This is a genomic window from Lachnospiraceae bacterium JLR.KK002 (assembly GCA_036941025.1).
In the GTDB taxonomy this organism is placed as follows: domain Bacteria; phylum Bacillota; class Clostridia; order Lachnospirales; family Lachnospiraceae; genus Petralouisia.
Window position 1 is genome coordinate 2918406 of the sequence record JAYMNP010000001.1, and the last position, 26464, is coordinate 2944869.

Below are 26464 nucleotides of genomic sequence, written 5' to 3' on the forward strand. Positions count from 1 at the left end.
AAAAACTCTCCAATCCTGAATATTTGTACATTTTATTCCGAATTGAAGAGTTTTATTCATTTTCCTTGTATTAACACAATTTCATTCTTATGTCTCTTGTCAGGACATCCGCATAGCTGAAAGAAAGTAACTGGGGTGGATTTTTCTCATTTTCATCGTCAACCAGTATGGTAAAAACAGAAGGATACGCTCCTTTGATCACACCTTCCTGAATGTCAACCCGGTTTCGGCCTCTGTCCAACTGAATCATGACCTTGTTACCCAACTGTCCTGAAACAGATGCACGAACTTTGTTAATATCTGCCTGTTGTACTGCCATTCTTTCCACCTCTATTCTGTTTATTCCCATGGACACTGAGCCAGGCAGGAACCTGTCTCTTCTATGGTACACTTGTTTAGTATATCACTATGTTAAAATATTGTCAAAGGGAAATATAGCCTGGATTTCGACAATTTCCGGGAATTCCTGATTTATCTTTTCATCAGAACATATATTTGGTATAATTGGCCTTGAGGAGGGGCCCGGCCTGCCGGGAGGAGTCCTGAAGGCTTGACAGGAGGGGCCCGGCCCCTCAGGAGGAATATTTATGGAACAGAGACTTATTTTTCATATTGATGTAAATTCCGCTTACCTTTCCTGGTCGGCGGTGGAAAAGTTAAAGAATGGCTCTCCGCTGGATTTGCGGGAAATTCCTGCCATTATCGGCGGCGACATGGCCAGCCGCCACGGAGTGGTTCTGGCAAAATCCATTCCTGCAAAAGCATACGGTATTTCCACAGGGGAACCTGTGGCTTACGCGCTCCGGAAATGCCCCGGCCTTCTGCTGGAGCCGCCGGATCACAACCTGTATGCCGCCTGCAGCCAGAGGCTGATGGAACTCCTGGTAACGTTCTGCCCGGCCATTGAACAGGTCAGTATTGACGAATGTTATATGGATTTTACTGATTATCGGAAAAATTATGAAAGCCCTGTGGCCGCCGCAGTCCAAATCAAAGACACGGTGCGGGATACCTTTGGTTTTACCGTTAATATCGGCATTTCCACCAATAAACTGCTGGCAAAAATGGCTTCTGATTTCCAGAAACCGGATAAGGTGCACACATTGTTCCCGGAGGAAATCCCTGCCAGAATGTGGCCCCTTCCCGTGCGGGATTTATTTATGGTAGGAAAATCCTCCGCCGCTGCTCTGAGCAAACTGGAAATCCGTACCATCGGGGACCTGGCCAGAACTGACGTCTCCATTCTGGAAAGCCATCTGAAAAGCCACGGGCGTTTAATCTGGGAATTCGCCAACGGGCTGGACGAATCTCCTGTACAGACAGAAGAAAGCGAACTGAAAGGCGTGGGGAACTCCACCACCCTGGCCAGAGACGCCGAAACCTCCGCAGACGCCAGAAAAGTACTACAGAGCCTCTGCCATCAGGTTTCCGGACGGCTGAAACGCTATGGCCAGCTCGCAGGCATGGTCAGTACGGAAATCCGCTATGCCTCCTTTATCCGGGTATCCCATCAGATGCAGCTTCCTGTCAGCACAGACAACGAACAGATTCTGTACCATCATGCCTGTCTTCTGTTTGACGAGCTGTGGAACGGAGAACCTGTCCGTCTTCTTGGTGTGCGTACCTCCCGGCTGACCACAGAGCCGGAACCGGTACAGATGTCTCTGTTCGATTTGCCCAAAACTCAGAAAGAGCTTCGGGCTGAAAAAGCCATGGAAGAACTGCAGGCAAAATTCGGAAAAGATATCATTAAAAAAGGTTTTTAAACCGGAGGATTTTCCTGCTTCATACTATACGGCAAACTGGCTGTTATAAAGTTCGGAATAAAATCCCTCTTTCTTCAGAAGTTCCTCATGGCTGCCCTGCTCCAGAATATGTCCGTCTTTCATTACCAGAATAATATCCGCCTCCTGAATGGTGGACAGGCGATGGGCTACGATAAAACTGGTCCGTCCCTGCATCATTTTCGCAAAAGCATTCTGAATCTTCATTTCTGTTCTGGTATCAATGGAGGATGTGGCTTCGTCCAGAATCAGCATGGGCGGCAGGCAGAGCATTACTCTGGCAATACAAAGAAGCTGTTTCTGTCCGGCAGACAGGCTTCCTCCCTCCTCGCCGATTACCGTGTCATAGCCCTGGGGAAGTCGTTTGATAAAGCTGTGGGCATGAGCCGCTTTTGCCGCCTCCCTGATTTCTTCCTCCGTGGCGTCTGGCCTGCCCATAATCAGGTTTTCCCGGATAGTTCCCGCTTTCAGCCAGGTTTCCTGCAATACCATCCCGTAGCTTTCCCGCAGACTCTTTCTGGTAACTTCCCGGATATCCTGATGTTCCACCTGAATGCTCCCGCTGTCCACGTCATAAAAACGCATCAGCAAATTGATCATGGTGGTTTTTCCGCACCCGGTAGGCCCCACAATGGCCACCCGCTGCCCCGGCTTTATATTCAGATTGAAATCTTCTATCAGCTTTTTCTCCGGTGTATAGGAGAAATACACATGTTCCAGATCCACGGTTCCCTTTACATCTGTTAAAACTTTCACATGTTCCGGCTCCGGTATCTGGGCTTCTTCTTCAATCAGACTGAAAATCCGCTCTGCACAGGCAAGGGCATTCTGCAGCTCCGTCACCACGCCGGAAATCTCATTAAAAGGCCTGGTATACTGGTTGGCATAGCTGAGAAAGCAGGAAAGCTGGCCTACGGTCAGCATACCTTTCATGGCAGAAAACGCGCCCACCAGTCCAACTCCCGTATACACCAGGCTGTTGACAAACCGGGTGGTGGGATTGGTCAGAGAAGAAAAAAATGTAGCCTGCAGAGAAGCCTTCTCCAGCCTTCCGTTAATCTCGTCAAAGGTTTCCAGTACCTTTTCCTCTCTGGAAAATGCCTGCACCACCTTCTGGTTTTCTATCATTTCATTAATTAATGCCGTCTGTTCTCCGCGGGTGGAGGACTGCAGCATAAACATGGAAAAAGTACGTTTTGCAATAAAGCTGGCCACAAACAGGGAAACCGGTGTAATCAGCACCACCACCAGCGTAATCTTCACATTGATACTCAGCATAAACAGCAGCGTACCCAGAATGGTAACCACTCCTGTAAACAACTGGGAAAATCCCATCAGCAGTCCGTCCGCAAACTGGTCCACATCCGCAATTACCCGGCTGACCAGCTCTCCGTGGGAATGACCGTCAATAAATTTCAGGGGCAGGATTTCGATTTTGGCAAAGGCTTCCCGCCGGATATCCTGAATCACTTCGTAAGTAATCTTATTGTTGCACACATTCATCAGCCACTGGGCCAGCGCTGTCAGGCCTGTGATGATTCCCATTTTCCCCAGAAGCCTGAAAATAATGGGAAATTCCACCTGCTCCGGCCCCAGAATATGGTCGATGACCTGCCCGGTGAGCACCGGAATATACAGGGTGGAGGCCACGGTGCCCACTGCAAAAAGCAGTGACAATACCAGAAAAATTTTATAATGTTCAATGTAGTTCAGGACTTTTTTCAAAGTCTCTGTCTGCTGTCTTTTTTTGATTTTTTCCATGATACATCAGATTCCTTTCCCATGTTCCGTCCATGTATTCATCCGGCGGCTTCCTGCTGCTTTTTATACTGAGACTCATAAATTTCCCGGTAAACGCTGCAGGTTTCCAGCAGATTTTCATGGGTTCCCATACCGGCAATTTCTCCGTCTTCCAGTACAATAATTTTATCCGCATGTTGAATGGAGGACGTGCGCTGAGACACGAGAAAAACCGTGGGATTTCCTTCCATTTCCCGGATGGATTTCCGCAGTCTGGCGTCCGTGGCATAATCCAGAGCCGAGGCACTGTCGTCCAGAATCAGGATTTCCGGTTTCCTTACCAGCGCCCGCGCAATGGTAAGCCGCTGCCGCTGTCCGCCGGAAAAGTTCTTCCCGCCCTGTTCCACCAGGGCGTCCAGCCTTCCGTCCTTTCCCTCTACCACTTCTTTTGCCTGGGCAATGCCCAATGCCTCCGCCAGTTCTTCCTCTGTGGCATCCTCTTTGCCCCAGCAGAGATTCTCCCGAATCGTTCCTTTGAACAGCACCGCCTTTTGCATAACAATTCCCACCTTCTGGCGCAGCTCCTCCAGAGAATATTCTTTCACATTTCTTCCATTAATTAATACTTCTCCCCTGGTGGCGTCATAAAACCGGGGAATCAGATGTACCAGGGATGTTTTGCCGGAACCGGTACCGCCGATAATGCCTACGGTTTCTCCCTGATTTACGGAAAAATCAATATCAGACAGGCTTTCTGCCCCGGCCTTTTCATAAGTCAGTCCCACATGGGAAAACTGTACTGCCGGCGGATTTCCCTGCTTCCCGGAATTCCTTTCCTTTCCGGATTCTGAAAATGACTGGCCATCCGTTTTTTCCCTCCGGGAAGAAAGCTCCTGCCCGGATACCGGCATGGTGCTCTGAATTTCCAGAACGGATTCCACACGGTTGCCACAGGCTACAGCCTTTGTGATGGTCACAATCAGGTTGGCCAGCTTAATCAGCTCCACCAGAATCTGAGACATATAGTTGACCAGCGCCACCACTTCTCCCTGGGTAAGGGTTCCTGCATCCACCTGCAATGCTCCCGTATACAGCAGAAAAATCGTTGCACCGTTGATGATAACATAGGTGACGGGGTTCAGAAAAGCACTGATTCTGCCCACATGATTCTGCATGGCAGTAAGATTCTCCAGCCCTTCCTCAAACCTGCTCTTTTCTTCCTCTTCTTTATGAAATGCCCGGATTACCCTTGCGCCCGTAAGATTTTCACGGGTAATACCGAGAACTCTGTCCAGACGCTCCTGCACCTTCCGGTACAGAGGAATGCTGACCGCCATTACGCCAAATACCACCAGAGACAGCAGGGGAATGGTCACCACAAAAATCAGCGCCGCCTTCACATCAATGGTAAAGGCCATAACCATGGCGCCAAACACAATAAAAGGCGAACGCAGAAAGAGACGCAGCACCATATTGACTCCGGACTGTACCTGATTGATGTCACTGGTCATCCGGGTAATCAGCGTTGCTGTTCCCACCTGGTCAATTTCGGAAAAAGAAAATGTCTGAATATGAGAAAACAGGCTGTGACGCACCCTGGCGCCGAATCCTGCCGCTGCTTTTGCGGCAAAATACTGGGCTGTTACGGAGCACAGCAGCCCAATCAGGCCCAGGGCTACCATCACCAGACACATCTTTAAAATATAACTGCTGTCCCGCTCCGCAATTCCCACATCAATGATAGCGGTTACCACCAGCGGCACAATCAGTTCAAAGGAGGCCTCCAGCATTTTAAACAGGGGGGCCAGAATACTTTCTTTTTTATAATCTTTCAGATATATCAGTAATTTCTTCATGGGGATTCCTCTTTTATCTCTTTTTCAGTTCCTGTTTCCAGTTTTTTTGCTTTTCTATTATAATACCAATAAATGTAATTGACAATCCCATATCTTTATCTTATACTTTTTGAACTCATACGACCCGATTTAAAAAGCAGGCTTGCAGATATTTTTCTCACAATTGGCAATTCTCATACCTTTCATCTGGAAGCTCAGATGACACAGGATAACCAGATTTTTTTACGTGTCTTTGAATACGGTTTCTATTATGCCATGTCTGCTCAGGAAACACCTGACTGTCTGAACTTCCCGGAACCTGTTATCATTTATCTGAACCATCAGGAACCTCTTCCGGAGGAAAGTATTCTCCATATTTCTTTTGGCAGTCAGGGGACCTTTGACTACCGAATCCGCAACTATTCCTGCCTGGCCCACGACGTCACACAACTGAATCAGCAAAACATGGCTGTTCTGATTCCCTTTCAGGTGCTCAGACTCCACAATTTCCTGGATGCACAGAATCTGTCAGAAAATGAAAATTCAAATTTTTCTCCGGAAGCATTCTTCCGGTTGCAGGAAGAAATTCAGAATGATATAATCAGAAGCATAGAGATGAATTTCCAACTGGGGAATCTTACCCTGGATGATGCCTCTCAGCTTCTGGAACTGTCAAACCAGTTGCATGAACACATCTGTTCCGATTTCCACAGGATTACGAAAGGAGCTGTTAAACACATGAAACCTTTACTTCCCGGCGCACTGGAACTTCCCAATGATAAATACCGTTTCCGTATTGATGAGCTGGAAAAAGAAATTAGCAGATATGCGGATGAAAATGCAAGATATGCAGACGAAAATGCAAGATTAAAAAAGAGAATTTCCGAACTGGAACACCGGCAGCTTCCCATATAGCCAGAAAACTCCCACTTTATTGAACTATAGTCAGAACCTGTATTTCGGCACTATTCGGAAACATTTAACAAAACTCTTCCAAAAATGTCATATTTTACCTCTCCCGGTTGTTATTATGATTGGAGAGTATAAATTAGCATATCCCCCTCAGAGCGCTGTCCCCTGAAAAGCTCTGAGGGGGTTTTTGTGTATTCATGAGCTAAACAGAACAAAACGGACATAATTATCTTATAAGAAGACGCTTTCACGCGTTAGCGTGGCAATGTATTCCTATAAGACAAAAAACCGGGAGACCACTGGCCTCCCGGATAAACAATCTGGTTTATTTTGCTTTTACTTTCTTTGCTGCGGATGCTGCGGATACGAAATCACCCTTCAGTCCGTTGGTACCAACAGCTACTACCTTGTAGTAATATGTCTTACCTTTCTTAACCTTGGTATCAGTATATGTTGTCTTATTCTTCTTGGTCACTCCAATCTTTTCGTAACCTTTGTTCTTCTTGGTAGAACGATAGATTTCATACTGTTTTGCACCAGTTACTTTAGCAACCTTAAGGGTTACTTTACCCTTTTTAATGGTAACTTTGCTGATAACCGGAGTAGCTTTGTAACAGATGCTTGCAGGTTTATTGAATCCTTTGGAGATTCTTGTACCATTCTCACTGTATGCAGCTACATAGTAGTAATAGGTTACACCTGTCTGCAGACGTGCGCGGTCTGTTGCTTTCGTTCCCACAACACTGCCGGATACATTCTTGTAATCTTTGTAGAATACATTGTCATAAGTCTCATCAGCATTGCTCTCTTTGGAAATCAGTGTAAAGTTATCATCATCCGGTCTGTAATATGTCTTGTTATCTGCATTGTAGTCTGCAACCGGGCTGGTGGAACGGAATACTTTGTAATATGCAGCGCCGGAAACTTTCTTCCAGGTAACCTTAACTGCTGTAGTCTTGGTCTTTCCGTCTGCCAGTGTTTCCGTAACTTCTTTTGCAGTTACATTTTTAGCCGCCGCAAGTTCACCGTTTGCTTTGGTATAGGTGACTGTATAAGTTGACCATTTCTTATCGCCGTATGCGCGTACCTGAACGTCAATCTTTCCGCCTTTTGCAATGTTCTTAATGGTGTAGTAATTCTTCTTGGTGGATTTTACGGTCCAGGTTAATTTCTCTGCTCTGTTTTCCGCATCGTATTTCTTATAACGAATCTGATACTTGGAAGCAAAGGTATCTTTATCCCATGTTACTTTTACATTGTTCTTGCTCAGTGTCAGTTTTACATTCTGAGGTGCGGTTGCCTTCATGATTACACTGTCAGAAGCCCAAATCTGTCTGGTAGCTGCTCCGGAAGCATAAGTAGCAACGATTCTGTAGGTATAGGATGTTCCCTTTTTCAGCTTCTTATCGGTAAAGGATGTGGTCTTTGCATTGGTAATGGTCTTAATTTTCTCCCATTTTGCATTGGACAGTGCATAAGCGCCATCGCCATATCCATAACCGGAGTTATTTTTCTGTGTATAGTTAGTGCTTGTACCTGTCATATAGCTTCTGTAAATCTCATACTGAGTTACGCCTGAAACCTTGGTCCATTTCAGTTTTACAGAATTCTTGCTCTGTTTGTTTACATTTAATTCAATAAATTTGTCATTGCCTGTCTCTGCTGAGAAGTATACATAATCGCTGTATGCGGTCTTTTTGGTATCCGGATTATAATAATATCCTCTTACCTGATAATCGTAAATGGTGTTTTCTTTCAGCTCTTTGTCTGCATACTGTGCAGAGTTAATGGTTGCAATCTTTTTGAATTTACCTTTGCTGTTCTTACGGTAAATCTGGTATCCTGTTACGTTTTCCGTCTTGTTGAAATACATGGTAACAGTAGTTTTGCCGGATTTTGTAGAAGGCTGTGTAATATTGATTGCAGGTGTTGCGGAAACTGTTTTGGAAGTTACAATGTCATTGTAGAAACCAAAACTTACATTATTTACTGCGCCCGGAACCTTTGCCACATTGGCAATATATTTGCCTGCTGCGGAACGGTCAGTACCATGATTAATACTGTCAACAGTTGCCACTACGAAGTAATATTTCTTGCCGACTTCCAGTTTTAACTGTGTGCTGGAAACCCGGTCAATACCTGTTCCTCTGTAAGTATCTACCTTTTTATTGATAATTGCAAGTTTATCCTGAAGTCCGAATACATCTGTCAGGCTGTATGTATTTCCTGCCGCATCTTTACCGGTTGCATTCAGATACTTATAGGTATATTCCGGTGTATCGAACATCTTCTTATCCTGAGAAGCAAAAATTACTACTGTTGCATCTTTGTCGATTTCATCCCATGTCAAATCGAATGAACCATCCATCTTCTGCTCAATCTGCAGGTTTTTGATTTCAGGAGTATTCTGTCTCTTGTCAAGACCTACTGCAACAACATTGGAATATGTACCATACAGTCTTGAATCATCTGTTTCCACATATGCACATACTCTGTAATATGTATATTCATCATCTGTTGCGCTGTTGGCAACATTGGTAACATCATAATGTGTAGTATTCGCACCTACTCTGGTGGAATTAGCACCATCAAATAACTCTCCATAAGCAGCCGGGTCAACCAGAGTATTGGAACTTACATATTCAATTTTATATCCATGTGCCTCTTTTGCTGCATTCCAGGAAAGTTCTCCCTTGCCAACACTCTTCTGAGTGAACTGCAGATTTGCCACTGCCGGTACGGAAGGCATGGACCATGCATAGGTAAAGGGCTCTGACCATGCACCTGTCTTAACGATTTCGTAAGTTGTTCCTGCATCTTTCTCATACGGCTGCTGTTCATAGTCTACGTCAGCCACATAATTTTCAGTCTCTGTGTAGTATACAGCTCTTACTTCAAACTTATTCTTCTCTGCTGCAGTATAGCCAATTGGAGTTGTATATGTGGTACCTCCGTAGATTGTCTGCAGACTACCGTTGTTGGATGCAACGTTGCCGGAAACAACATCCACATCATTCATCTTAATCTGATACCCAACATGTAACAGTTTGCCATTGCTGTCCACTTCTGTCTTATTGGTAACCGGATTCCATGAAATCTGCTGATATTTCTTATCCAGCGCAATCTCATTGTTCTTATATGCATATACGCTCTTTACAACATATTTTCCTGTTTCCGGATTAGTTGCAGTTCTGACATCGGTAATAGTTCTATACAGCTTTCCGTCAGTTCCTGCATAGCAGTCATATCCGGTCCGGGCAGCATCCAGCTTTCTGCCAAAAGCTGCGTCTACCGCTGTCCGCATATCGCCTGCATAATAATAGTCGTCTTCAAACTCTCCCGGTACGGTTCCCAGGACATTAACTTCATTATCATCACTTACATAACTTGCCAGATGTGTATATCCGGTAGTATTACCCTGCGCATCCTTCTGCACCTGGTCTGTTGAGTTCACATAAGCATAATATTTCCCGTTTACCACATAAAGTCCCGTGGTGGGATCCGGCTGTAATCCATCCACTACAACAGTTGCGGGTCCGGATAAACGGATCACTGACGGATTTACCATTGAAGCACTGGTATAATAACTTTCCCCGTTCTTGTACAGTGCGTCTCCAAATTTCATGGTTTCCAGTGTCTCTTTGGTTCCTGCCACATACACACTGTCACTGACTTTGTTCACATAACTATAAGGCGTCTCATAAGCAGTGCCGGGTGCCAGAACATCCCAGTCCGCTTCTCCCCGGAGTCCAATAACTTTGGACACACCATTCACTGCAGCTTTATCGTCAGTTTCCACTGTCAGATTTTCCGCAGCAAAAGTAGGAAGCACACTTGTCATGACCATGCTGGCCGCCAGTACAACGGCTGCAACACGTGCTGTCATTCCACTTTTTCTCATAAAAAAACTCCTTTCGTGAAATAAATAATAGTTTTTTTATCACCTGTGAGCGTTCCTGTAAAGAAGGTGCCATCTTTGAATCCCAAGGGGACGCAGGGATTCATAAAACTTTCATGCTTACTTCACATTTTCTTCACAAATGACCTTCTCTTATTTTAGTCCCCTTTATATAAAAAGTCAATTGTTGTTTCCATGTTTTTGACTTTTTGTGTAATTTGTACACTTTCTACTCCCCCGTTATTTTCAAACGTCTGGTAAGTTTTTCCTGTTATTTTCAGACTATTTCAGTTTTATTTTCCGGCAGATGGAATTTTCTATAAAAAGGGCATGAGGGAATGCAGAGATTTCGTACCCTGTTCTTCCATCAGGCGGGAGGCAATCTGTTTCAGTGTTTCATCATTCAGAAACGGATAGAGACTCACGCAGTTATCAATGTTCCCCTTTTCCATTGCCCCCAGCACAATCTCTCCCAGAGTTTCTTCCGAAAGAAACGGTGCAAGGGGCGTCAGGCTTTTGGGCTCCGCCTCTGTGTTCCGGGCAATTTTATCCAGAGTTTCTTCCGAGAGAAAAGGCGCAAGGACTGCCAGTTCTTTCATGCTTCCTTCTGATTCCAGCGCGATTTTATCCAGGGCTTTCTCTGAAAGAAAGGGCGCAAGGGCCGCCAGACTGTGCATATCACTCTGAATCCCGTATTTTTCCACCAGTTCTTCCAGATAATCTTCCTCCAGATAAGGCGCAAGAGCTGTCAGTTCTTTTATGGAAATTTTCTTTTTTTCTTCTCCGGAACCGTCTTCTCCCTGTTCCTCTTTGGATTCCACCACATGTTCCACCAGTTTTTTCGTCTGTTCCGGTTTCATCAGAGGCGCCACCTCTGCTATGGTTTCCATTTCTGTTTCCTGTTCTTCCAGAAATGTCTGTTCCGTCCCGGCAATCACATGTTCCACCAGCTCCGTTTCTTTGGATTTGCCCAGAATTTCATCCACGCTGGTTCCCAGAATCAGAGAGAGCTGAGGCAGTTTGGAGATATCCGGCATGGAATTGCCTCTCTCCCAGTTACTTACCGCCTGATAGCTGACGCCCATTTCGTCTGCCAGCTCCATCTGGGTTTTATTTTTTTCTTTTCTCAATGCTGCAATTTTCTTTCCGACTATTCTTGTATCAAACATAATTTTTCTCCTTTTCTCTCTTTCTCAGTTCAGGCAATTGCCTGCTATCTCAGTAACTGTTTCATCCGTTCCAGTTCCACTCCCGCAGTATGCCGCATGGTTCTGATGGATTCCTGTTCTGACACATTGTAATAAGCAATGCCCGTATCTTCTGTTATCATACCATGAATGGAATTTTTTGCCATACCTTTTCCAAATTTCCTGTTTAACGGTATTTTCTTCATCTTTTCCTCCTTTGAGACCTGTTTCTCTGCTGCTGAATCCATACTACCAAAACTGCGGGAATCCGGACAGCAAGCGGTGGTTGAGTATGCTCAAGGGGTGGTTGAAAAACAGCAGGCCTGCCTGTTCCCGGTTCCGGGACAGACTGCCTGCTGCAGTATTATCCTGTTAAAATTATTCTTCCTCCAGATATCGTTTCAGTTCTTTCACCAGTTTGTAAACCGTTGTACCAGGATCATATTCCGAGGGTTTCTTTCCGCTCTTTTCATACCCGGCCATCTGTTTTTCCGCATTTGCTATTGCGGTATCCACACCATCCTTTACCAACTGGTAAATATGGGTATCATTTTTCCTGTATTTTCCTCCTCCGATTTTATATTTCCTGAAAATTTCATCCAGCTTTGCCCGCCATTCATCCCGATGAAGGGCCGAATCACTGTAACAGAAATGCAGATATAACCAGTATTCAAAGGATTGATTGCTCCATGCAATCTTATATCCTTTTTCTTCTCCTGTACTTATGGCCTGGTCAAAATCCCGGAAATCGTCTTTATCAAAAACCACCCATACATTCTGATAGATAATCCGGGCTTCTTTTACAAGCCGGTCAGTAATTTCTATCAGCTTCCCTGTTCCGCAGCCTTCTCCCCGAATCTCAATCACCGGCGCCTCCACCACTTCAATATTTCCGCCTGTTTTTTCTTTTATCAGTTGCTGCATTCCTTTAAAGTATAAGGGCTCCGTTCTCTTTCCTTCCGTTACAATCAGAAAAGAATTGGCTTTCGGTTTCCTGTATTCGTGCTTTCTCTGCTTTCTGGCCGCCCTGCGCTTTTTAAAAATATCATCTGTCCCCACTTCATTCCCCCTCTTTCATTTCGAATTCTTTCAGAAGGGGAATCCCGCCATATACGCCGGCCAGATAATCTTTCTCAAAGGAAGCGTCTGATCTGACCTTAAAATCAGATAATGCCAGCAGCGTCGAATATCCGTATTCATCCTTCTGGACAAACCAGATCTGATCTCTCCGGAAAAACTTACGGTCCATCAGCGTTGTATCATGAGTGGTATAAATCAGTTGTGCAGTGGAATTCTGCTCATAAAATAAATCTACAATAAATTTCAGCAGCAAAGGATGCAGCTTTATATTGAGTTCATCCACAAACATCGCATAATTATGCAAAATCACCCTGCGGGCGTATATAAAAATCATGATACTCCTTATGGTTCCTTCCGATTCAGAAAAAAGATTCAGCGTGTAATCCTCCCCATCCTTTCCTCTGTGCGTGGTATAAAAATTAATGTTTTTTCCTTCTTCTTCATAAACAATATCTTTTATTCCCGTGTCAATGGCAGTTAAAAATTCCACCAGTTTTTCTTTCTCTTTGTCAATCATTTCCGGAAGGCGCTTTTTCAGCATTCCCGTGTCTTCCCAGAGACTGTCAGAAGCCACCAGGATATTAATAATTCCCATATACGCCGTTCTGAAAATTCCTGTTTTGAGTTTCAGTTTGTTAAAAAAAGAAAGCACCAGCGCGTCAGCCGGAATCTGTTCTTTGTATACATCGCATTCCTTTCTGACCACCGGTCCGAACACCACATCTTCTTCTGTCCGCTCAAAAACAGTTATCTGCCTGTTGGTTTTCAGACTTTTTCGATACAGCCATTCTGCCGCAATGAAATCCGCATTATATTCAAATCCATAAGTATACTCAAATCCATCCAGAATCACCACAATCTGAAATTCTGAATTTTCCTCATCATCTTCAAAAGAAAATGGAAAATAATACTTGTCAATCGCTGTCTCTCCATTCTCCACATTATTGAAGGAGCCAAAAATAATATTTTTAAAATACACCATGGCAAGATGAAGATTTGATTTCCCGCTTGCATTGGCACCGTAAATCGCCGCTACTCTGAGAAATTTTTCTTTTGTCCCATTATCAATCAAATTGCATTCATGTTCTTTATAGGCATTAATAGCTGTCATGTCCAAAATGGTTTCTTCTTTAAAAGACAGTACATTTCTTACCATAAACTGCACCAGCATATTTCCACCTCCTTTTCTTTATAATATACTTATTTTCGGAATCTATGTCAATTATTTTGAGATTTTTCCACAATATTTCACTCTCTGTTCAGTTTTTCCAGTCGTCTGACCAACACAGCCGCCAGCAGGCCAATCAACGCTCCGGCAATGGTTCCGGACAGCACCAGCACCGGCAGATAATACAGAAGCCTGGCATTTTCCACCACAGCAGCAGCAGCCAGAATCTGTCCCAGGTTGTGAAACACTCCCCCCAGTACGCTGACCCCCGTTACAGAAAACAGTTTCAGTTTCCGGGCGCCTGTCATCACCAGCAGGCTGAGCGCACCTCCCGCAAAGCTGTATATCATACCGGCAGGATTTCCAAAGGTAAGGCCCGTCAGCAGAATCCGAATCAGGGACAGGGTACAGGCTTCCCGGATTCCCATAATATACAGGGCCACAATGGTCACCAGATTAGCCAGTCCCAGTTTGACTCCGGGAATGCCCACATTGACAGGAATCAGAAATTCTATATAGGAAAATACAAAGGCCAGCGCTGTGAGCATTCCCATATATGCCGCTTTTTTTGCCATGATTTTCTCCTCTCTGTCTGATGAAATACCAGTCAATCGGGAAACTATCTGGTGGCGGCGTCCAGCTCCGCCTCCCCGCTGTTTTCAATCTCCACCACAACCCTGTTGGGCAGGCACACCAGGCTTTCCCCCAGGTGTTTCACCGGACGGTGATTTACACATATTTTATCGGGACAGGAAGCCTCTGTGATATCTGCTTTCCCGTCTTTGACTTCCAGCAGGTTGTAATTCCCGTTTTCTGCAGGTATTTCCAGGGACAGCTCCTGACTCAGGGGATAACGTCCCTGTTCCACGCCGTCCAGATAGACCACCGCTTCTCCATCTTCGGTATTTCCGGCAGAATACAGGTAAATCCCTCCAAAGGACGCCAGTGCCAGAACCAGAATTACCACAATTAAAACTACATCATTTTTCTTCATGAAATCCAAATCCGCCGGAACAGCGAATCCCTCCGTCTTCCAGAATCCACAGTGCTTCCACCCCCGGCACCGATTCCACAAGGGCAAGCCCTTCCTGGAATTCCATATTAAACAATGCGGTAGACCAGGCGTCCGCCAGACCGGAATCTTCTGCCAGTACGGATACCAGGGGAAAATGCTCCGGGGGCATTCCCGTATCCGGGTCAATAATATGACAGTACCGTTTTCCATCTACCACATAAAACCGCTGGTAGTCTCCGCTGGTTACTACAGAGGCTCCGGACAGTTCCAGGGTTCCCACATAGCTCTTATCACTCTCCAAATCAGGATTCTCAATTCCCACCTGCCAGGGCGTCCCGTCGGGTTTACTGCCCACTGCACACACATTGCCGCCCACGCTGAGCAGCAGATGTTCCATTCCAGCTTCTTTTGCATATTCCGCCAGGCGCTGCACTGCATAACCTTTTCCAATGCTCCCCACATCCAGAGACATTTCTCCGTCTTCCAGAAATACGGTAGAATCTTTCTCATTTATCACCAGTCGGGAAATATCCGTATGCTGTCCACGCTCGTTCCGCAAATTCTCCGGGGGCAATTGGGCATGTTCCGGCTCTGCCAGTCCCTGTTCCCGGTATTCATGCCACAGAGACAGCACGCTTCCATACGCAATGTTGATTTTCCCATCTGTCTTCTGATACATATCCACGCCAAGTTTCAGCATATTTATTAATTCCTGATTTACTTTTACAGCCTCTTTTCCTGCAGCGTCATTGATGGTTTTCACATTGTTGATTCCATCGTAACTGTGATAGATGTCAAACAGCTCATGATAATACCGGAGCTTTTCCTGCAACTGTCCGGCCTGTTTCTCAAATGCTTCCTGACTTTCTGCATACCCGGTAATCACCGTCACCGTATCGAAACTGTCAAAAAAAGTAGTTTCATACCGTTTCAGTTCACTGCTCCGCTCCTGTATCAGCACTATTCCTGCCAGCAATGCAACAGCCAGCAGAAGAATTCCCGCACTGTATGTCTTTTTCATGTTCCTCACCTTTTACAAAGGCTGCCGCATGAAAGATTTCAATGCGGCAGCCCTCTGTTTACCGTCTGCTCTGCTTACAGATTCTCTGTATTTTCACCGGATGCTGCGTCATCCTCATTTCCGCCGGATTCCGGGTTCTCTGCATTTTCCTCGGAACCTGTATTCTCCGTATTCTCCGTATTTTCCGTATTATCTGCATTTTCCTCGGAACCTGCACTGTCCGCGTTTTCTTCAGATTCCTGGGGTTCTTCCTGCTTCATGGTGAACAGGTCGTCGAATTTCACCTTTGCCCATTCTTTCTCATTCAGTTCAAATTTTGCGGCTTCTTTATACTTGTCGCATACCTCTTTGTAATGGTCATTTTTACGCTCAGTGACAATCTCGTCCTTTTTCTTTTCCGTAGCTTCTTCATCAAAGGTGCTGTCCATGCGGGCCACATAAAATGCTTCCTCTCCCGTGATAACGCCGGTCAGCTCTCCCTCTTTCAGCTTGTCCGCAGCTTCTGTCAGCACTTTTTCCAGAGATTCATCGTCCGCACCATAAGAGCTCTCTGAAACAGTATAGCCTGCCTTTTCCGCTGCCGCTTTAAAATCTTCTCCGGCGGAAGCAGCAAAGGTTTCCACCTCTTTTTTCAGATTTTCTTTTTCTTCCTCCGTATAATCTCTGGAATTCCCCTCTTCGTCTGTGGTTGACTTATTATTTACTTTTACATAGCTGATGGTTTTCTGAGCCGCTTCTTCATCAGAAACTTCCGTATCCACCTCTGCGTCTATGGCTTTCCGCATTTTCGTCTGAATGGTATTGAGCCGAAGCATTTCCTTTACATATTCCTGCGTAGCTCCCATCTGTTTCATGGCTTTCTCACTGTTGTCTTCCAGAAACTGTCTGGCTGCTTCTTCCATTTTGGCCAGTTCTTCTTCTGTAATCTCCACATTGTAATCTTTCATATGGTCTTCCAGCAGATACAGCGTCTCAATATTGTCCGCCACATTTTTCTTAACGGAAGTCTCCATGTCCGTCCCTTCGCCGAATAAATCCTGAGACCACATATCCGTGCCGAACATACCGGAAAACTGACCGTCGTAAACGGCCTGCTGATACCTTGCCATAAAATTCATAAATCCAAGGGAGATTTCCTCCCCGTCCAGAGTTGCACCTGCTTTCTTTTCGTCTATGGTGTTCCCGCAGCCTGCCAGAACAGAAATTCCCATTGCCGCCGCCAGTAACAGAGATATGATTTTCTTTCCTTTCATAACATCCTCCTGTGTATTCTTTCACCGTACTGATTCCCGTACGATATCATAACTTTACCTGAAATCCGAATCTGTTCAGGCACACTGCTGATATTATAATTCTTTTTTTCGCCTCTGGCAACTGTTTTCACAAGATTTTCAAACAGTTCAGCCATAGCCTGTATTCTGTGTGAATCATGCTTGCATGAATGAACGCAGAATGCTGGCTATGAGGGGAACGCCCCTCAAGCCTCAGACAGGAGCTGCTTCAGCAGCGGATAGCCTGCCTGCCAGGCGGTCTGGGGATTGTTAAAAGGGGCGTGGGCTGAACTGGTCTCTCAGACATAGCCATTCTCGTGGGCGATTCATGCTTGCATGAATGAGCACAGAATGCTGGCTATGAGCGGAACGCCCCTCAAGCCTCAGACAGGCGCTGCTTCTGCAGCGGATAGCCTGCCTGCCAGGCGGTCTGGGGATTGTTAAAAGGGGCGTGGGCTGAACTGGTCTCTCAGACATAGCCATTCTCGTGGGCGATTCATGCTTGCATGAATGAACGCAGAATGCTGGCTATGAGGGGAACGCCCCTCAAGCCTCAGACAGGAGCTGCTTCAGCAGCGGATAGCCTGCCTGCCAGGCGGTCCGGGGATTGTTAAAAGGGGCGTGGGCTGAACTGGTCTCTCAGACATAGCCATTCTCGTGGGCGATTCATGCGCCCGGCTGCAATTCCCCATGCTCCACCAGCAATTCCCAGGTATCCTCCAGAATACATCCCACCGTTTCCAGTGTGCCGGCGCCTTTCTGCCGGGTATTATGATTTTTCAGGTATTCAAAACCGGGCGTTTTGGCGTCCCGGATAAACTGCAGGGCCCCATGATACTTTTCCGTAAACTGTGCGATGCTGGCAGGGTTGATTTTAGCCTGAAAATAAAATGTAAATTTGATTTTTTCTCCCATCTCTTTCACTTCCGTGTAATAGCAGCTATGGGCTTTGGCTTTCAGCAGTGCGATGGCCAGCAGGTTTTCTACGGATTTGGGAGGCTCTCCGAACCGGTCAATCAGTTCTTCCAGCATTTCCTCCCGTTCTTCCTGATTTTCAATGACTGCAATCCGCTTGTATATATCCAGCTTCTGAAATTCATTGGGAATATAGGCAGGCGGGATAAAAGCGTCCACATCCAGCTCCAGTGTGGTGTCGAAGGGTTCTGCCTGCACCTCCCCTTTCAGGGATTTCACTGCTTCATTCAGCATTTTGCAGTACAAATCATACCCCACTGCTTCCATATGGCCATGCTGCCGGGCTCCCAGCAGGTTTCCGGCCCCGCGGATTTCCAGATCCCGCATGGCGATTTTAAACCCGCTGCCCAGCTCTGTGAATTCCTTTATGGCTGACAGCCGCTTTTCCGCCACTTCCTTCAGCATTTTGTTCTGACGGTACATGAGAAAGGCATAGGCTGTCCGGCTGGAACGCCCCACCCGGCCACGCAGCTGGTAAAGCTGAGACAGTCCCATGTTGTCCGCATCCTGAATAATCATGGTATTCACATTGGAAATATCAAGTCCTGTTTCAATAATTGTGGTAGACACCAGTACGTCAATCTCTCCGTTGATAAACTGATACATGATATTTTCCAGTTCCCGCTCCTTCATCTGGCCGTGGGCAAAAGCCACGTTTGCCTCCGGCACCAGACGGGCAATTCCGGAAGTCACCTCCACAATCTGATTTACCCGGTTGAACACATAATATACCTGTCCCTCCCTGGCCAGCTCCCGATTGATAGCTTCCCGCACAATCTCCTCATTGTATTCCATCACGTAAGTCTGGATGGGCATACGATCCATGGGAGGCTCCTCCAGTACGCTCATATCCCGGATGCCTATCAGGCTCATATGAAGGGTACGGGGAATAGGCGTGGCAGTCAGGGTGAGCACATCCACATTTTTCTTCATCTGCTTGATTTTTTCTTTATGAGCCACGCCGAACCGCTGTTCTTCGTCGATAATCAGGAGACCCAGATCTTTAAACACCACGTCTTTGGAAAGTACCCGGTGGGTGCCGATTACAATATCCACCATACCTTTCTTCAGGTCTTCCACCGTCTTCTTCATCTGCCCGGCTGTACAGAACCGGCACATCAGATCCACCCGCACCGGAAAATCCTTCATCCGCTGGACAAAGTTATTGTAATGCTGCTGGGCCAGAATCGTGGTGGGCACCAGGTATACCACCTGTTTTCCGTCCTGAATGGCCTTAAAGGCCGCCCGTATGGCAATTTCCGTCTTTCCGTATCCCACATCTCCGCAAATCAGCCGGTCCATAATCTTCCTGCTCTCCATATCCCGCTTGGTGGCTTCAATGGCAAGCTCCTGGTCCTCGGTCTCCTCAAAGGGAAACAGCTCTTCAAATTCCTTCTGCCACACGGTGTCTTCCCCGTAGGCAAAGCCTTCCGACTGCTGGCGCACGGCGTACAGTTCCACCAGTTCTTTTGCAATCTCCTGCACAGCCCCTTTCACCCGGCTTCTGGTTTTACTCCATTCCTGCCCGTCCAGACGGTTGATTTTCGGCTTTTTTGCCTCCGCTCCGGCGTATTTCTGAATGGCCTCCAGCTGAGTGGCCAGCACATACAGAGTGCTCCCCTTATCGTACTCGATTTTCACATAATCTTTGGCGGTTTTCTGAATTTCCACCTTTTCAATACCCCGGTAGACCCCTACCCCGTAACGCTCGTGCACCACATAATCTCCGATACTCAAATCCGTAAAGCTCTGGATTTTTTCTCCTTCATATACCCTGCGTTTTTTCCTGCGCTTCTGCTCTCCGCCGAAAATATCGCTTTCAGAAATCACCACAAACTTGATATCCGGATATTCAAAGCCCTTTTTCAGCTTGCCGTATGCCACCATCACCTCGCCCGGCTGCACCGGATGGTCATAATCCTGACTGCAAAAACAGTTCAGCCCTTCCTGCTGCAAATCCTCTGCCAGATGGCCCGCACGGGTTCTGGAACCGGACAGCAGGATTACCTGATATTTGTTTTTCCGATACTGCTGTAAATCCTTAATCAGCAGTTCAAAACTGCGGTTATAGGAATTTACGCTTCGGACGGAAACCGTATACCGATGGGCCGCCTCCAGTTCGCTGATTTTCATGTCAAGGGTGGTAAGGGCCACGCATCTTTTCCGCTGTATTCCTGCAAAAATCTCTTTTCCCGTATACAGCGCTTTCATCTGTCCCGGCAGAATATAGCCTTTTTCCAGCCGATGGCTCATACTTTCAGAAAATTCCTGCTCCACCACCCTGCCTTTTTCCGCCAGGCGGGCCGGCTCATCCAGAAACAGCAGCGTATGCTCCCAGTTGAAATAATCCAGAAAAGATACGGTTTCTTCCATGAAATACATGAGATAGCTATCCGCTCCCGTTCCCTGCCCCAGTTCTCTGATTTCTTCCGAAAAACCCTCCACCATGGTTTTCAGCCGGTGGGCTTCCTCTGTCTTCATTTCTTTCCGGAATATTTCATACAGCTCCTTTTTTTCTTTTTCCAGAGCTTTCAGGCCCCTCTCTGCCAGTTCCGGAAACAGCACCATTTCACTGGCAGGATAAATGCGCACCTGCTCCAGATTTTCAATAGAGCGCTGGCTCTCCACGTCAAATCTGCGCATGGAGTCAATTTCATCTCCCCACAGTTCAATACGGCAGGGATTTTCCTCCGTCAGAGGAAAAATATCCAGAATTCCGCCCCGCATGGCAAACTGTCCGGCGGCCTCCACCTGATAATTCCGCTCATAGCCCATCTGCACCAGACGTTTTTTCACTTCCTCCATGTCCAGAGTTTCCCCCAGGGAATATTCCAGAATGGCTCTGCGTATATGTGCAAGGGGCACAATTTTATCCATCAGAGCGTCAAAGGTGGTAATTACCGTCACTTTTTCCTGCTCCAGAATGGCTTTTACCGCTGTCAGACGTTCTCCCGTCAGCAGATTGCCCCGGATATCCGACTGGTAAAACAGCACATCTCTGGGGGGATAATACAATACCTGCCGGTCAAAGAACCGGTAACTCTCATACAGCTCCTTTGCCTTCTGCTCCTGAAAAGTCACAATCAGGCAGCTTTCCTGCTCCCGGAGCAGACTGTACATGAAATGAGGCTTCTGGGTATCTATGCACCCGGAAACCTGCACCACCTCTTTTCCTTTCTTCAATTGTGCCTTTAAGTCTTCATACTCTTTCAGCTCTGACAAAGGCTCTGTAAAACTTTTCATAATCGCCTCCATACCACATACTTATGGAACATGAGCACATACATACAGGTTCCCGCACATGCCTGTTTCTGCATTCAGTTAAACTGGTTCATGGCCCGGTCTGTCTCTCCCTGCACCATCAACGCCGCCGCGTCGCAGGCTTTTCCAAAGGCTTCTTCCACCTGCCTGCGCTCTTCTCCGGAAAACCGGCTCAGCACATAATCCGCCAGATCCCATCCCCGGGGCTTTTCTCCCACGCCGATTTTAATCCGCAGAAATTCCTGCGTTCCAACATGGCTTATAATATTTTTTATACCGTTGTGCCCTCCGGCACTGCCCTTTTTCCGGATTCTGAGCCTGCCTGGAGGAAGGCTGATATCATCATAGAGCACAATCAGGTTTGTCTCCGGCGGTATTTTATAAAAATTCAGGATTGCCCCGATACTCTCGCCGCTTAAGTTCATAAAGGTCTGAGGCTTCACCAGCAGCACCTTCTGCCCCTCCATGATTCCTGTTCCGCACAAAGCCCTGTGCTTTTTCTCATTTATTCTTATATTATATTTTTCCGCCAGCAAATCAATGACGTCAAATCCTACGTTGTGGCGGGTTTTCTCATATTTTCCGGTGGGATTTCCCAGGCCTGCGATGATAAACATGGGCGTCTCCTTTTCTCTTTGGGATTTCCGTAACGTCTGAAACCATTCTGCTATCATGGTGCAATCACTCCAAAGTACAGAAGTACCACCGCGCCCAGCGCAATCCGGTACCAGCCGAACACCTTAAAGTCATGCTTTTTGATATATCCCATCAGGAAACGGATGACCACAACGGACACGACAAAAGACACAACCATTCCGGTAAGCAGGATTCCCAGTTCCATGGAAGTAAAAGTTAAACCAAATTTTAATAATTTCAGAAGGCTTGCGCCGAACATTACAGGAATGGCGAGATAAAACGTAAATTCTGCCGCCACAGTCCGTGACACTCCAATCATCAGCGCACCGATAATTGTTGCGCCGGAGCGGGAAGTTCCCGGAAATACCGCCGCCACAAGCTGAAACATTCCAATCAGAAGGGCTACCCGGTAGTCCAGTTCATCGGTGGTGCGAATCACAGGCCTTACGCCCCGGTTCCGGTTCTCCACCACAATAAAAATAATTCCCACTGCTATCAGCATAACTGCCACTACCCAGAAATTATACAGATGTTCCTCCAGCCAGTCATCAAACAGTATTCCCACAATACCTGCCGGAATACATGCCACCAGAATCTTACCCCAGAGATTCATAATATTCCAGTCTATCCGAATCTGTCTTCTCCTGTTCCGCTTCAACGGAAAAATCCGGTTCCAGAACAGCAGAACCACAGCCAGAATTGCTCCAAGCTGCACTACCACCAGAAACATGTTCCAGAACTCCTGGGACACCTTCATGGGCATAATTTCTTCCAGCAGAATCATATGTCCGGTACTGCTCACCGGAAGCCATTCCGTAATTCCTTCTACGATTCCGTATACTATTGCTTTTAAAATTTCCAACATGACATTTATTCCTTTCTCAAATCGACTCCATACAGTATATCATATTATTGGAACATTTAGGAATAAATATGGTTAATTTTTTCTTAAAAGCAGAACATAAAAATATGTTATGATAAAAAGGCAACTATTGAAAACCCCATGCCGCAGACATTCCGGCTACGTTGTCACAAATTTCTGACAGAGCTTTTGTCTGTGGCTGACGGGATTACCACCTTTATGGAAACAAAAAGAATGCACACGAGGATATGATTTATGAATTTCACCCATTATGCGGCAACAAAATCTGCCACAATCCCCTACACCGTTGAACTCTGTCTCCGTACGCCGGCCCAATGCGCCGAATACGAGGACAAGACAACTTTTGACGCCCTCTGCAAAAACGGATGTCCAAATTATGCCCGTAAATGGTCATGCCCGCCCTTTGCCCCTTCCTTTGCAGATTTCACCGGCCACTGGAAGAATCTGTACGTTATCTTTATGCACACGGAACTGGCAGAATTCTCCTATATTAAAAACAGCTATCTGAAGGTGAAAGCCGCAAACAGCGTCCTGAAATCCAGAGCAGACCGGTTCACCCGCCGAATGGCAGAGCTGCACGGAAGCTATATATCAACAGGAAGCTGCCGCCTCTGCAAATCCTGCAAATGCAAGGGAGGAGCCCCCTGCGCACATCCGGCTTCCATGTCATACAGCTTTGAGGCTCTGGGCATTGACGTGAATCAGATGGTAACGGACTGTTTTCAGAAACCGCTGTTATGGTACCGGAAATCCTGTGCGCCCCGGTACACTTCCGTGGTCTGCGGCATTCTGACCAATGAGGAACTCTCCCTGGAATATTTGCGGGATGCGTGTCAAATGTATGTAATATCATAAAGTTTCTGCAAAATCAAAATACCGAACGTATAAGCCAGTGCAAAGTCTCCTCTGCACTGGCTTCCATTTTTACATTTCATAATTAATTTCGGTCTATGCTTCGACAGCTTCCATCTCCGTCCGGTACCTTTCAAGTATAATCTGCTGTATGGTCTCTCTGGTCTGGGAATTGATAGGATGGGCAATATCCCGATATTCACCGTCTGCTGCTTTCCTGCTGGGCATTGCAATGAACAGGCCCTTCTCACCTTCAATCACTTTAATATCATGTACCACAAATTCTTCGTCAATAGTTATGGAAACTACCGCCCGCATCTTTCCTTCCTTCTCTACCTTGCGGATTCTTACATCTGTTATCTGCATAAATCTCCTGCCCCCTTCATATGCCATTCAGACAAAATGTCAAATAACATACCTTTCGTTATGTTCATATACTACCTTGATTCCATCGCCGCCGCTGAAATAGGTGTTGGCGCGCAATGTATCCCGGCTCTCTACAATACAGTTCTCAATATGTGTATTATCTCCGATATATACGTCATTCAGAATAATCGAATTCTTAATAACGCAGTTCTTTCCTACAAAGGCTTTCTTAAACAGGATGGAATTCTCCACCTTGCTGTTGATGATACACCCGCTGGAAATCAGACTGTTGCGCACATCGGAACCCACATTGTACTTCGCCGGCGGAAGGTCGTCAATCTTGGAATAAATCTTGGGTTCATTTCGGAAATATCTCCGTACCTCCGGCTTCAGGAAATCCATATTTGTCCTGTAGTAGGATTCCACCGTAGCAATATTGCTCCAGTATTCCTCCATCTTATAGCCGTAAATACGCTTCATGTTCTTATAGCGGATTAAAATATCTGTTACAAAATCATGACGGTTCTCCTCGGCGCAGCGCTCCAGCATTTCAATCAGCTGTCTTCTGCGGATCACATAAATTCCGGCAGAAATAGTATTGGACTGGGCAACCATGGGCTTCTCCTCAAATTCCACAATTCTGGAATCTTCATTCATGCGTACCACGCCGAAGCGGCTCACATCTTCTCCCACCGGCATGTCCTTGCATACAATGGTAATGTCTGCCTTCTTCTCAATGTGATACTCCAGAATCCTGTTGTAGTCCATTTTGTATACACAGTCTCCGGCTGCAATTATTACATAGGGCTCATGGCTTCTTTTCAGAAAATCCAGGTTCCGGTACATGGCGTCTGCGGTTCCCCGATACCACCATGCATTGTCGGAGGTGACCGTAGGATTGAATACATACAGGCCGCCCTGTTTCCGGCCAAAATCCCACCATTTGGAGGAGCTTAAATGCTCGTTCAGACTTCTGGCATTGTACTGGGTAAGTACAGCCACCTTCTGAATATGGGAATTGCTCATATTACTGAGGGCAAAATCAATACACCGGTAACTTCCGCCTACCGGCATGGCTGCAATGGCTCTCTTATTGGAAAGCTCCTGCATCTTACTGTTATTTCCACCTGCTAATATAATCCCTAATGCCTTCATACTATGTCACCTGCCTTAATGATAGATTCTCCGCTTGCCAGAATGCCATTGGGGTAGTCTTCTGCCGCTGTCTCACCGGATATCGCCGTATTTTTTCCAATCTTAACATCCGGCGGAATCACGGAATTCTCTCCAATTGTCACAAGGCCGAAAGCATACACGCTGCTGTTCAGTTTGTTTTCAACCTCATCTCCTATGCCCAGCTCCACATTATTGCCGATTTTTACATTTTCCGCAATGATGGATTTGGTTACGGTAACATTGTCACCAATCACGGTTCCTTCCATTATAATGGAATCCCGTACCACAGAATTCTTACCGATAATGACACCCGGCCCAATCACCGAGCCGTAAATCTGACCGTTGATTTCACAGCCTTCCCCGATAATACAACGTTCTGTCACAGCCTCCGGTGAAATATACTGAGGCTCTATCACCTCAGTCTTGGTATAAATCTTCCAGTATTCCTCATACAGGTTGAATTCCGGAATCAGGTCAATCAGTTCCATATTGGCCTCCCAGTAAGAACCAAGGGTTCCCACATCCTTCCAGTATCCGTTATACTCATAGGCAAACAGTCGTCTGCCGTTTTCCCTGCAGTAAGGAATGATATGCTTGCCGAAATCACAGTTACTCTGTTCCGACATGGTAATCAGTGCTTCCTTTAACACACTCCAGGTAAAAATATAAATACCCATTGAGGCCAGATTGCTTCTTGGATTCGCCGGTTTCTCTTCAAACTCCTGAATCTGTTTGTTCTCATCGGTAATTACCAGTCCGAATCGGCTTGCCTCCTCCCATGGTACCGGCATGGCAGCAATCGTGACGTCTGCATTATTCTCTTTATGAAAATCAAGCATCACTTCATAATTCATCTTATAAATGTGATCCCCTGAGAGAATCAGTACATATTCCGGATGATAGCTTTCAATATAATTTAAATTCTGATAGATTGCATTGGCAGTACCAGTATACCATTCACTGTTATCGCTCTTTTCATAAGGAGGCAATACGGTGACTCCGCCATGATTGCGGTCCAAATCCCACGGAATACCAATCCCTATATGAGCATTTAACCGCAATGGCTGGTACTGCGTCAATACCCCTACGGTGTCTATCCCGGAGTTCACACAGTTACTCAACGGAAAATCAATAATTCGGTACTTGCCGCCAAATGCTACCGCAGGTTTTGCGACTTCAGAAGTCAGTACTCCCAGACGACTTCCCTGTCCTCCAGCCAGGAGCATGGCAATCATTTCTTTACGAATCATGTCTCTCACCTCTCGTCAATTAATTTCTTGTTTCCTGTAGACCAATTATATCACAAAAGAATCTTTTAGTACACATATTTCACAATTTTTTTCGCAAAAAATAGATATATTTGTCATTTCATACAATATTCATTCCTTTTCTCCCGGAGACTTC

At 46.1% G+C, this 26464-nt stretch carries 21 protein-coding genes; 3 read left to right on the forward strand and 18 right to left on the reverse strand.

Annotated elements, in window-relative coordinates; all coding sequences use genetic code 11:
• Positions 1-70: 70 nt before the first annotated feature.
• Positions 71-319: a Veg family protein gene (locus tag VSQ32_14220; GenBank protein MEH2943982.1), complete on the reverse strand. Its 249-nt coding sequence runs from the start codon at positions 317-319 to the stop codon at positions 71-73.
• Positions 320-587: 268 nt separating this feature from the next.
• Here VSQ32_14220 and VSQ32_14225 point away from each other — a divergent pair, with 268 nt between their 5' ends.
• Entirely contained in the window at positions 588-1766 is a 1179-nt protein-coding gene (locus VSQ32_14225; protein MEH2943983.1) for a DNA polymerase IV, read from the forward strand.
• Positions 1767-1790: 24 nt separating this feature from the next.
• Here VSQ32_14225 and VSQ32_14230 read toward each other — a convergent pair whose 3' ends face one another.
• Both VSQ32_14230 and VSQ32_14235 read right to left on the reverse strand, forming a co-directional pair.
• Entirely contained in the window at positions 1791-3545 is a 1755-nt protein-coding gene (locus VSQ32_14230; GenBank protein MEH2943984.1) for an ABC transporter ATP-binding protein, read from the reverse strand.
• 38 nt (positions 3546-3583) lie between these two features.
• Positions 3584-5380, reverse strand: a complete 1797-nt coding sequence (locus tag VSQ32_14235; protein MEH2943985.1) for an ABC transporter ATP-binding protein — start codon at positions 5378-5380, stop codon at positions 3584-3586.
• A gap of 198 nt (positions 5381-5578) precedes the next feature.
• On the opposite strand from VSQ32_14235, the gene VSQ32_14240 reads away from it, so the two are divergent.
• A complete protein-coding gene (locus VSQ32_14240) occupies positions 5579-6274 on the forward strand; it encodes a hypothetical protein (protein MEH2943986.1) in 696 nt (231 codons plus the stop codon).
• 322 nt (positions 6275-6596) lie between these two features.
• On the opposite strand, the gene VSQ32_14245 is transcribed toward VSQ32_14240, so the two are convergent.
• From VSQ32_14245 to VSQ32_14300, 12 genes are all read right to left on the reverse strand, one after another.
• Positions 6597-10172, reverse strand: a complete 3576-nt coding sequence (locus VSQ32_14245; protein ID MEH2943987.1) for a hypothetical protein — start codon at positions 10170-10172, stop codon at positions 6597-6599.
• Between the two features lie 314 nt (positions 10173-10486).
• Complete coding sequence (locus VSQ32_14250; protein ID MEH2943988.1) at positions 10487-11338, reverse strand: helix-turn-helix transcriptional regulator; 852 nt, start codon at positions 11336-11338, stop codon at positions 10487-10489.
• Positions 11339-11382: 44 nt separating this feature from the next.
• Positions 11383-11562 (reverse strand): hypothetical protein, encoded by a 180-nt coding sequence (locus VSQ32_14255; protein MEH2943989.1) that lies wholly within the window; start codon positions 11560-11562, stop codon positions 11383-11385.
• Between the two features lie 172 nt (positions 11563-11734).
• Positions 11735-12415 carry an RloB family protein gene (locus tag VSQ32_14260; protein MEH2943990.1) on the reverse strand — a complete coding sequence of 227 codons (681 nt, stop codon included), beginning with the start codon at positions 12413-12415 and terminating at the stop codon, positions 11735-11737.
• 1 nt (position 12416) lies between these two features.
• Positions 12417-13607: an ATP-binding protein gene (locus tag VSQ32_14265; protein ID MEH2943991.1), complete on the reverse strand. Its 1191-nt coding sequence runs from the start codon at positions 13605-13607 to the stop codon at positions 12417-12419.
• A 77-nt stretch (positions 13608-13684) separates the two neighbouring features.
• Positions 13685-14179 carry a Gx transporter family protein gene (locus tag VSQ32_14270; GenBank protein MEH2943992.1) on the reverse strand — a complete coding sequence of 165 codons (495 nt, stop codon included), beginning with the start codon at positions 14177-14179 and terminating at the stop codon, positions 13685-13687.
• 44 nt (positions 14180-14223) lie between these two features.
• Positions 14224-14598, reverse strand: coding sequence for a NusG domain II-containing protein (locus VSQ32_14275; GenBank protein MEH2943993.1), 375 nt, complete (start codon positions 14596-14598; stop codon positions 14224-14226).
• Positions 14585-15640, reverse strand: coding sequence for an FAD:protein FMN transferase (locus tag VSQ32_14280; GenBank protein MEH2943994.1), 1056 nt, complete (start codon positions 15638-15640; stop codon positions 14585-14587). Before VSQ32_14280 ends, VSQ32_14275 begins: the two co-directional genes overlap by 14 nt.
• A gap of 74 nt (positions 15641-15714) precedes the next feature.
• The gene (locus VSQ32_14285) at positions 15715-16893 is read right to left on the reverse strand and encodes a peptidyl-prolyl cis-trans isomerase (GenBank protein ID MEH2943995.1); all 1179 of its coding nucleotides are present in this window, start codon (positions 16891-16893) and stop codon (positions 15715-15717) included.
• A 684-nt stretch (positions 16894-17577) separates the two neighbouring features.
• Positions 17578-21129 (reverse strand): transcription-repair coupling factor, encoded by a 3552-nt coding sequence (mfd, locus tag VSQ32_14290; GenBank protein ID MEH2943996.1) that lies wholly within the window; start codon positions 21127-21129, stop codon positions 17578-17580.
• 74 nt (positions 21130-21203) lie between these two features.
• On the reverse strand, positions 21204-21764 hold the full coding sequence (gene pth / locus VSQ32_14295; protein MEH2943997.1) for an aminoacyl-tRNA hydrolase: 561 nt from the start codon (positions 21762-21764) through the stop codon (positions 21204-21206).
• Between the two features lie 53 nt (positions 21765-21817).
• Entirely contained in the window at positions 21818-22648 is an 831-nt protein-coding gene (locus VSQ32_14300; protein ID MEH2943998.1) for an undecaprenyl-diphosphate phosphatase, read from the reverse strand.
• Between the two features lie 252 nt (positions 22649-22900).
• Here VSQ32_14300 and VSQ32_14305 point away from each other — a divergent pair, with 252 nt between their 5' ends.
• Complete coding sequence (locus VSQ32_14305) at positions 22901-23521, forward strand: DUF2284 domain-containing protein (protein MEH2943999.1); 621 nt, start codon at positions 22901-22903, stop codon at positions 23519-23521.
• Between the two features lie 93 nt (positions 23522-23614).
• Here the strand turns inward: VSQ32_14305 and spoVG are convergent, their stop codons facing one another.
• Genes spoVG through VSQ32_14320 form a run of 3 tightly spaced genes read right to left on the reverse strand, consistent with a single transcriptional unit; the run spans position 23615 to position 26310 of the window.
• Complete coding sequence (spoVG, locus tag VSQ32_14310; protein ID MEH2944000.1) at positions 23615-23884, reverse strand: septation regulator SpoVG; 270 nt, start codon at positions 23882-23884, stop codon at positions 23615-23617.
• Between the two features lie 39 nt (positions 23885-23923).
• Positions 23924-25039: a glucose-1-phosphate adenylyltransferase subunit GlgD gene (glgD, locus tag VSQ32_14315; GenBank protein MEH2944001.1), complete on the reverse strand. Its 1116-nt coding sequence runs from the start codon at positions 25037-25039 to the stop codon at positions 23924-23926.
• A complete protein-coding gene (locus VSQ32_14320) occupies positions 25036-26310 on the reverse strand; it encodes a glucose-1-phosphate adenylyltransferase (GenBank protein MEH2944002.1) in 1275 nt (424 codons plus the stop codon). The genes glgD and VSQ32_14320 overlap by 4 nt, the downstream gene beginning before the upstream one ends.
• Positions 26311-26464 lie beyond the last annotated feature (154 nt).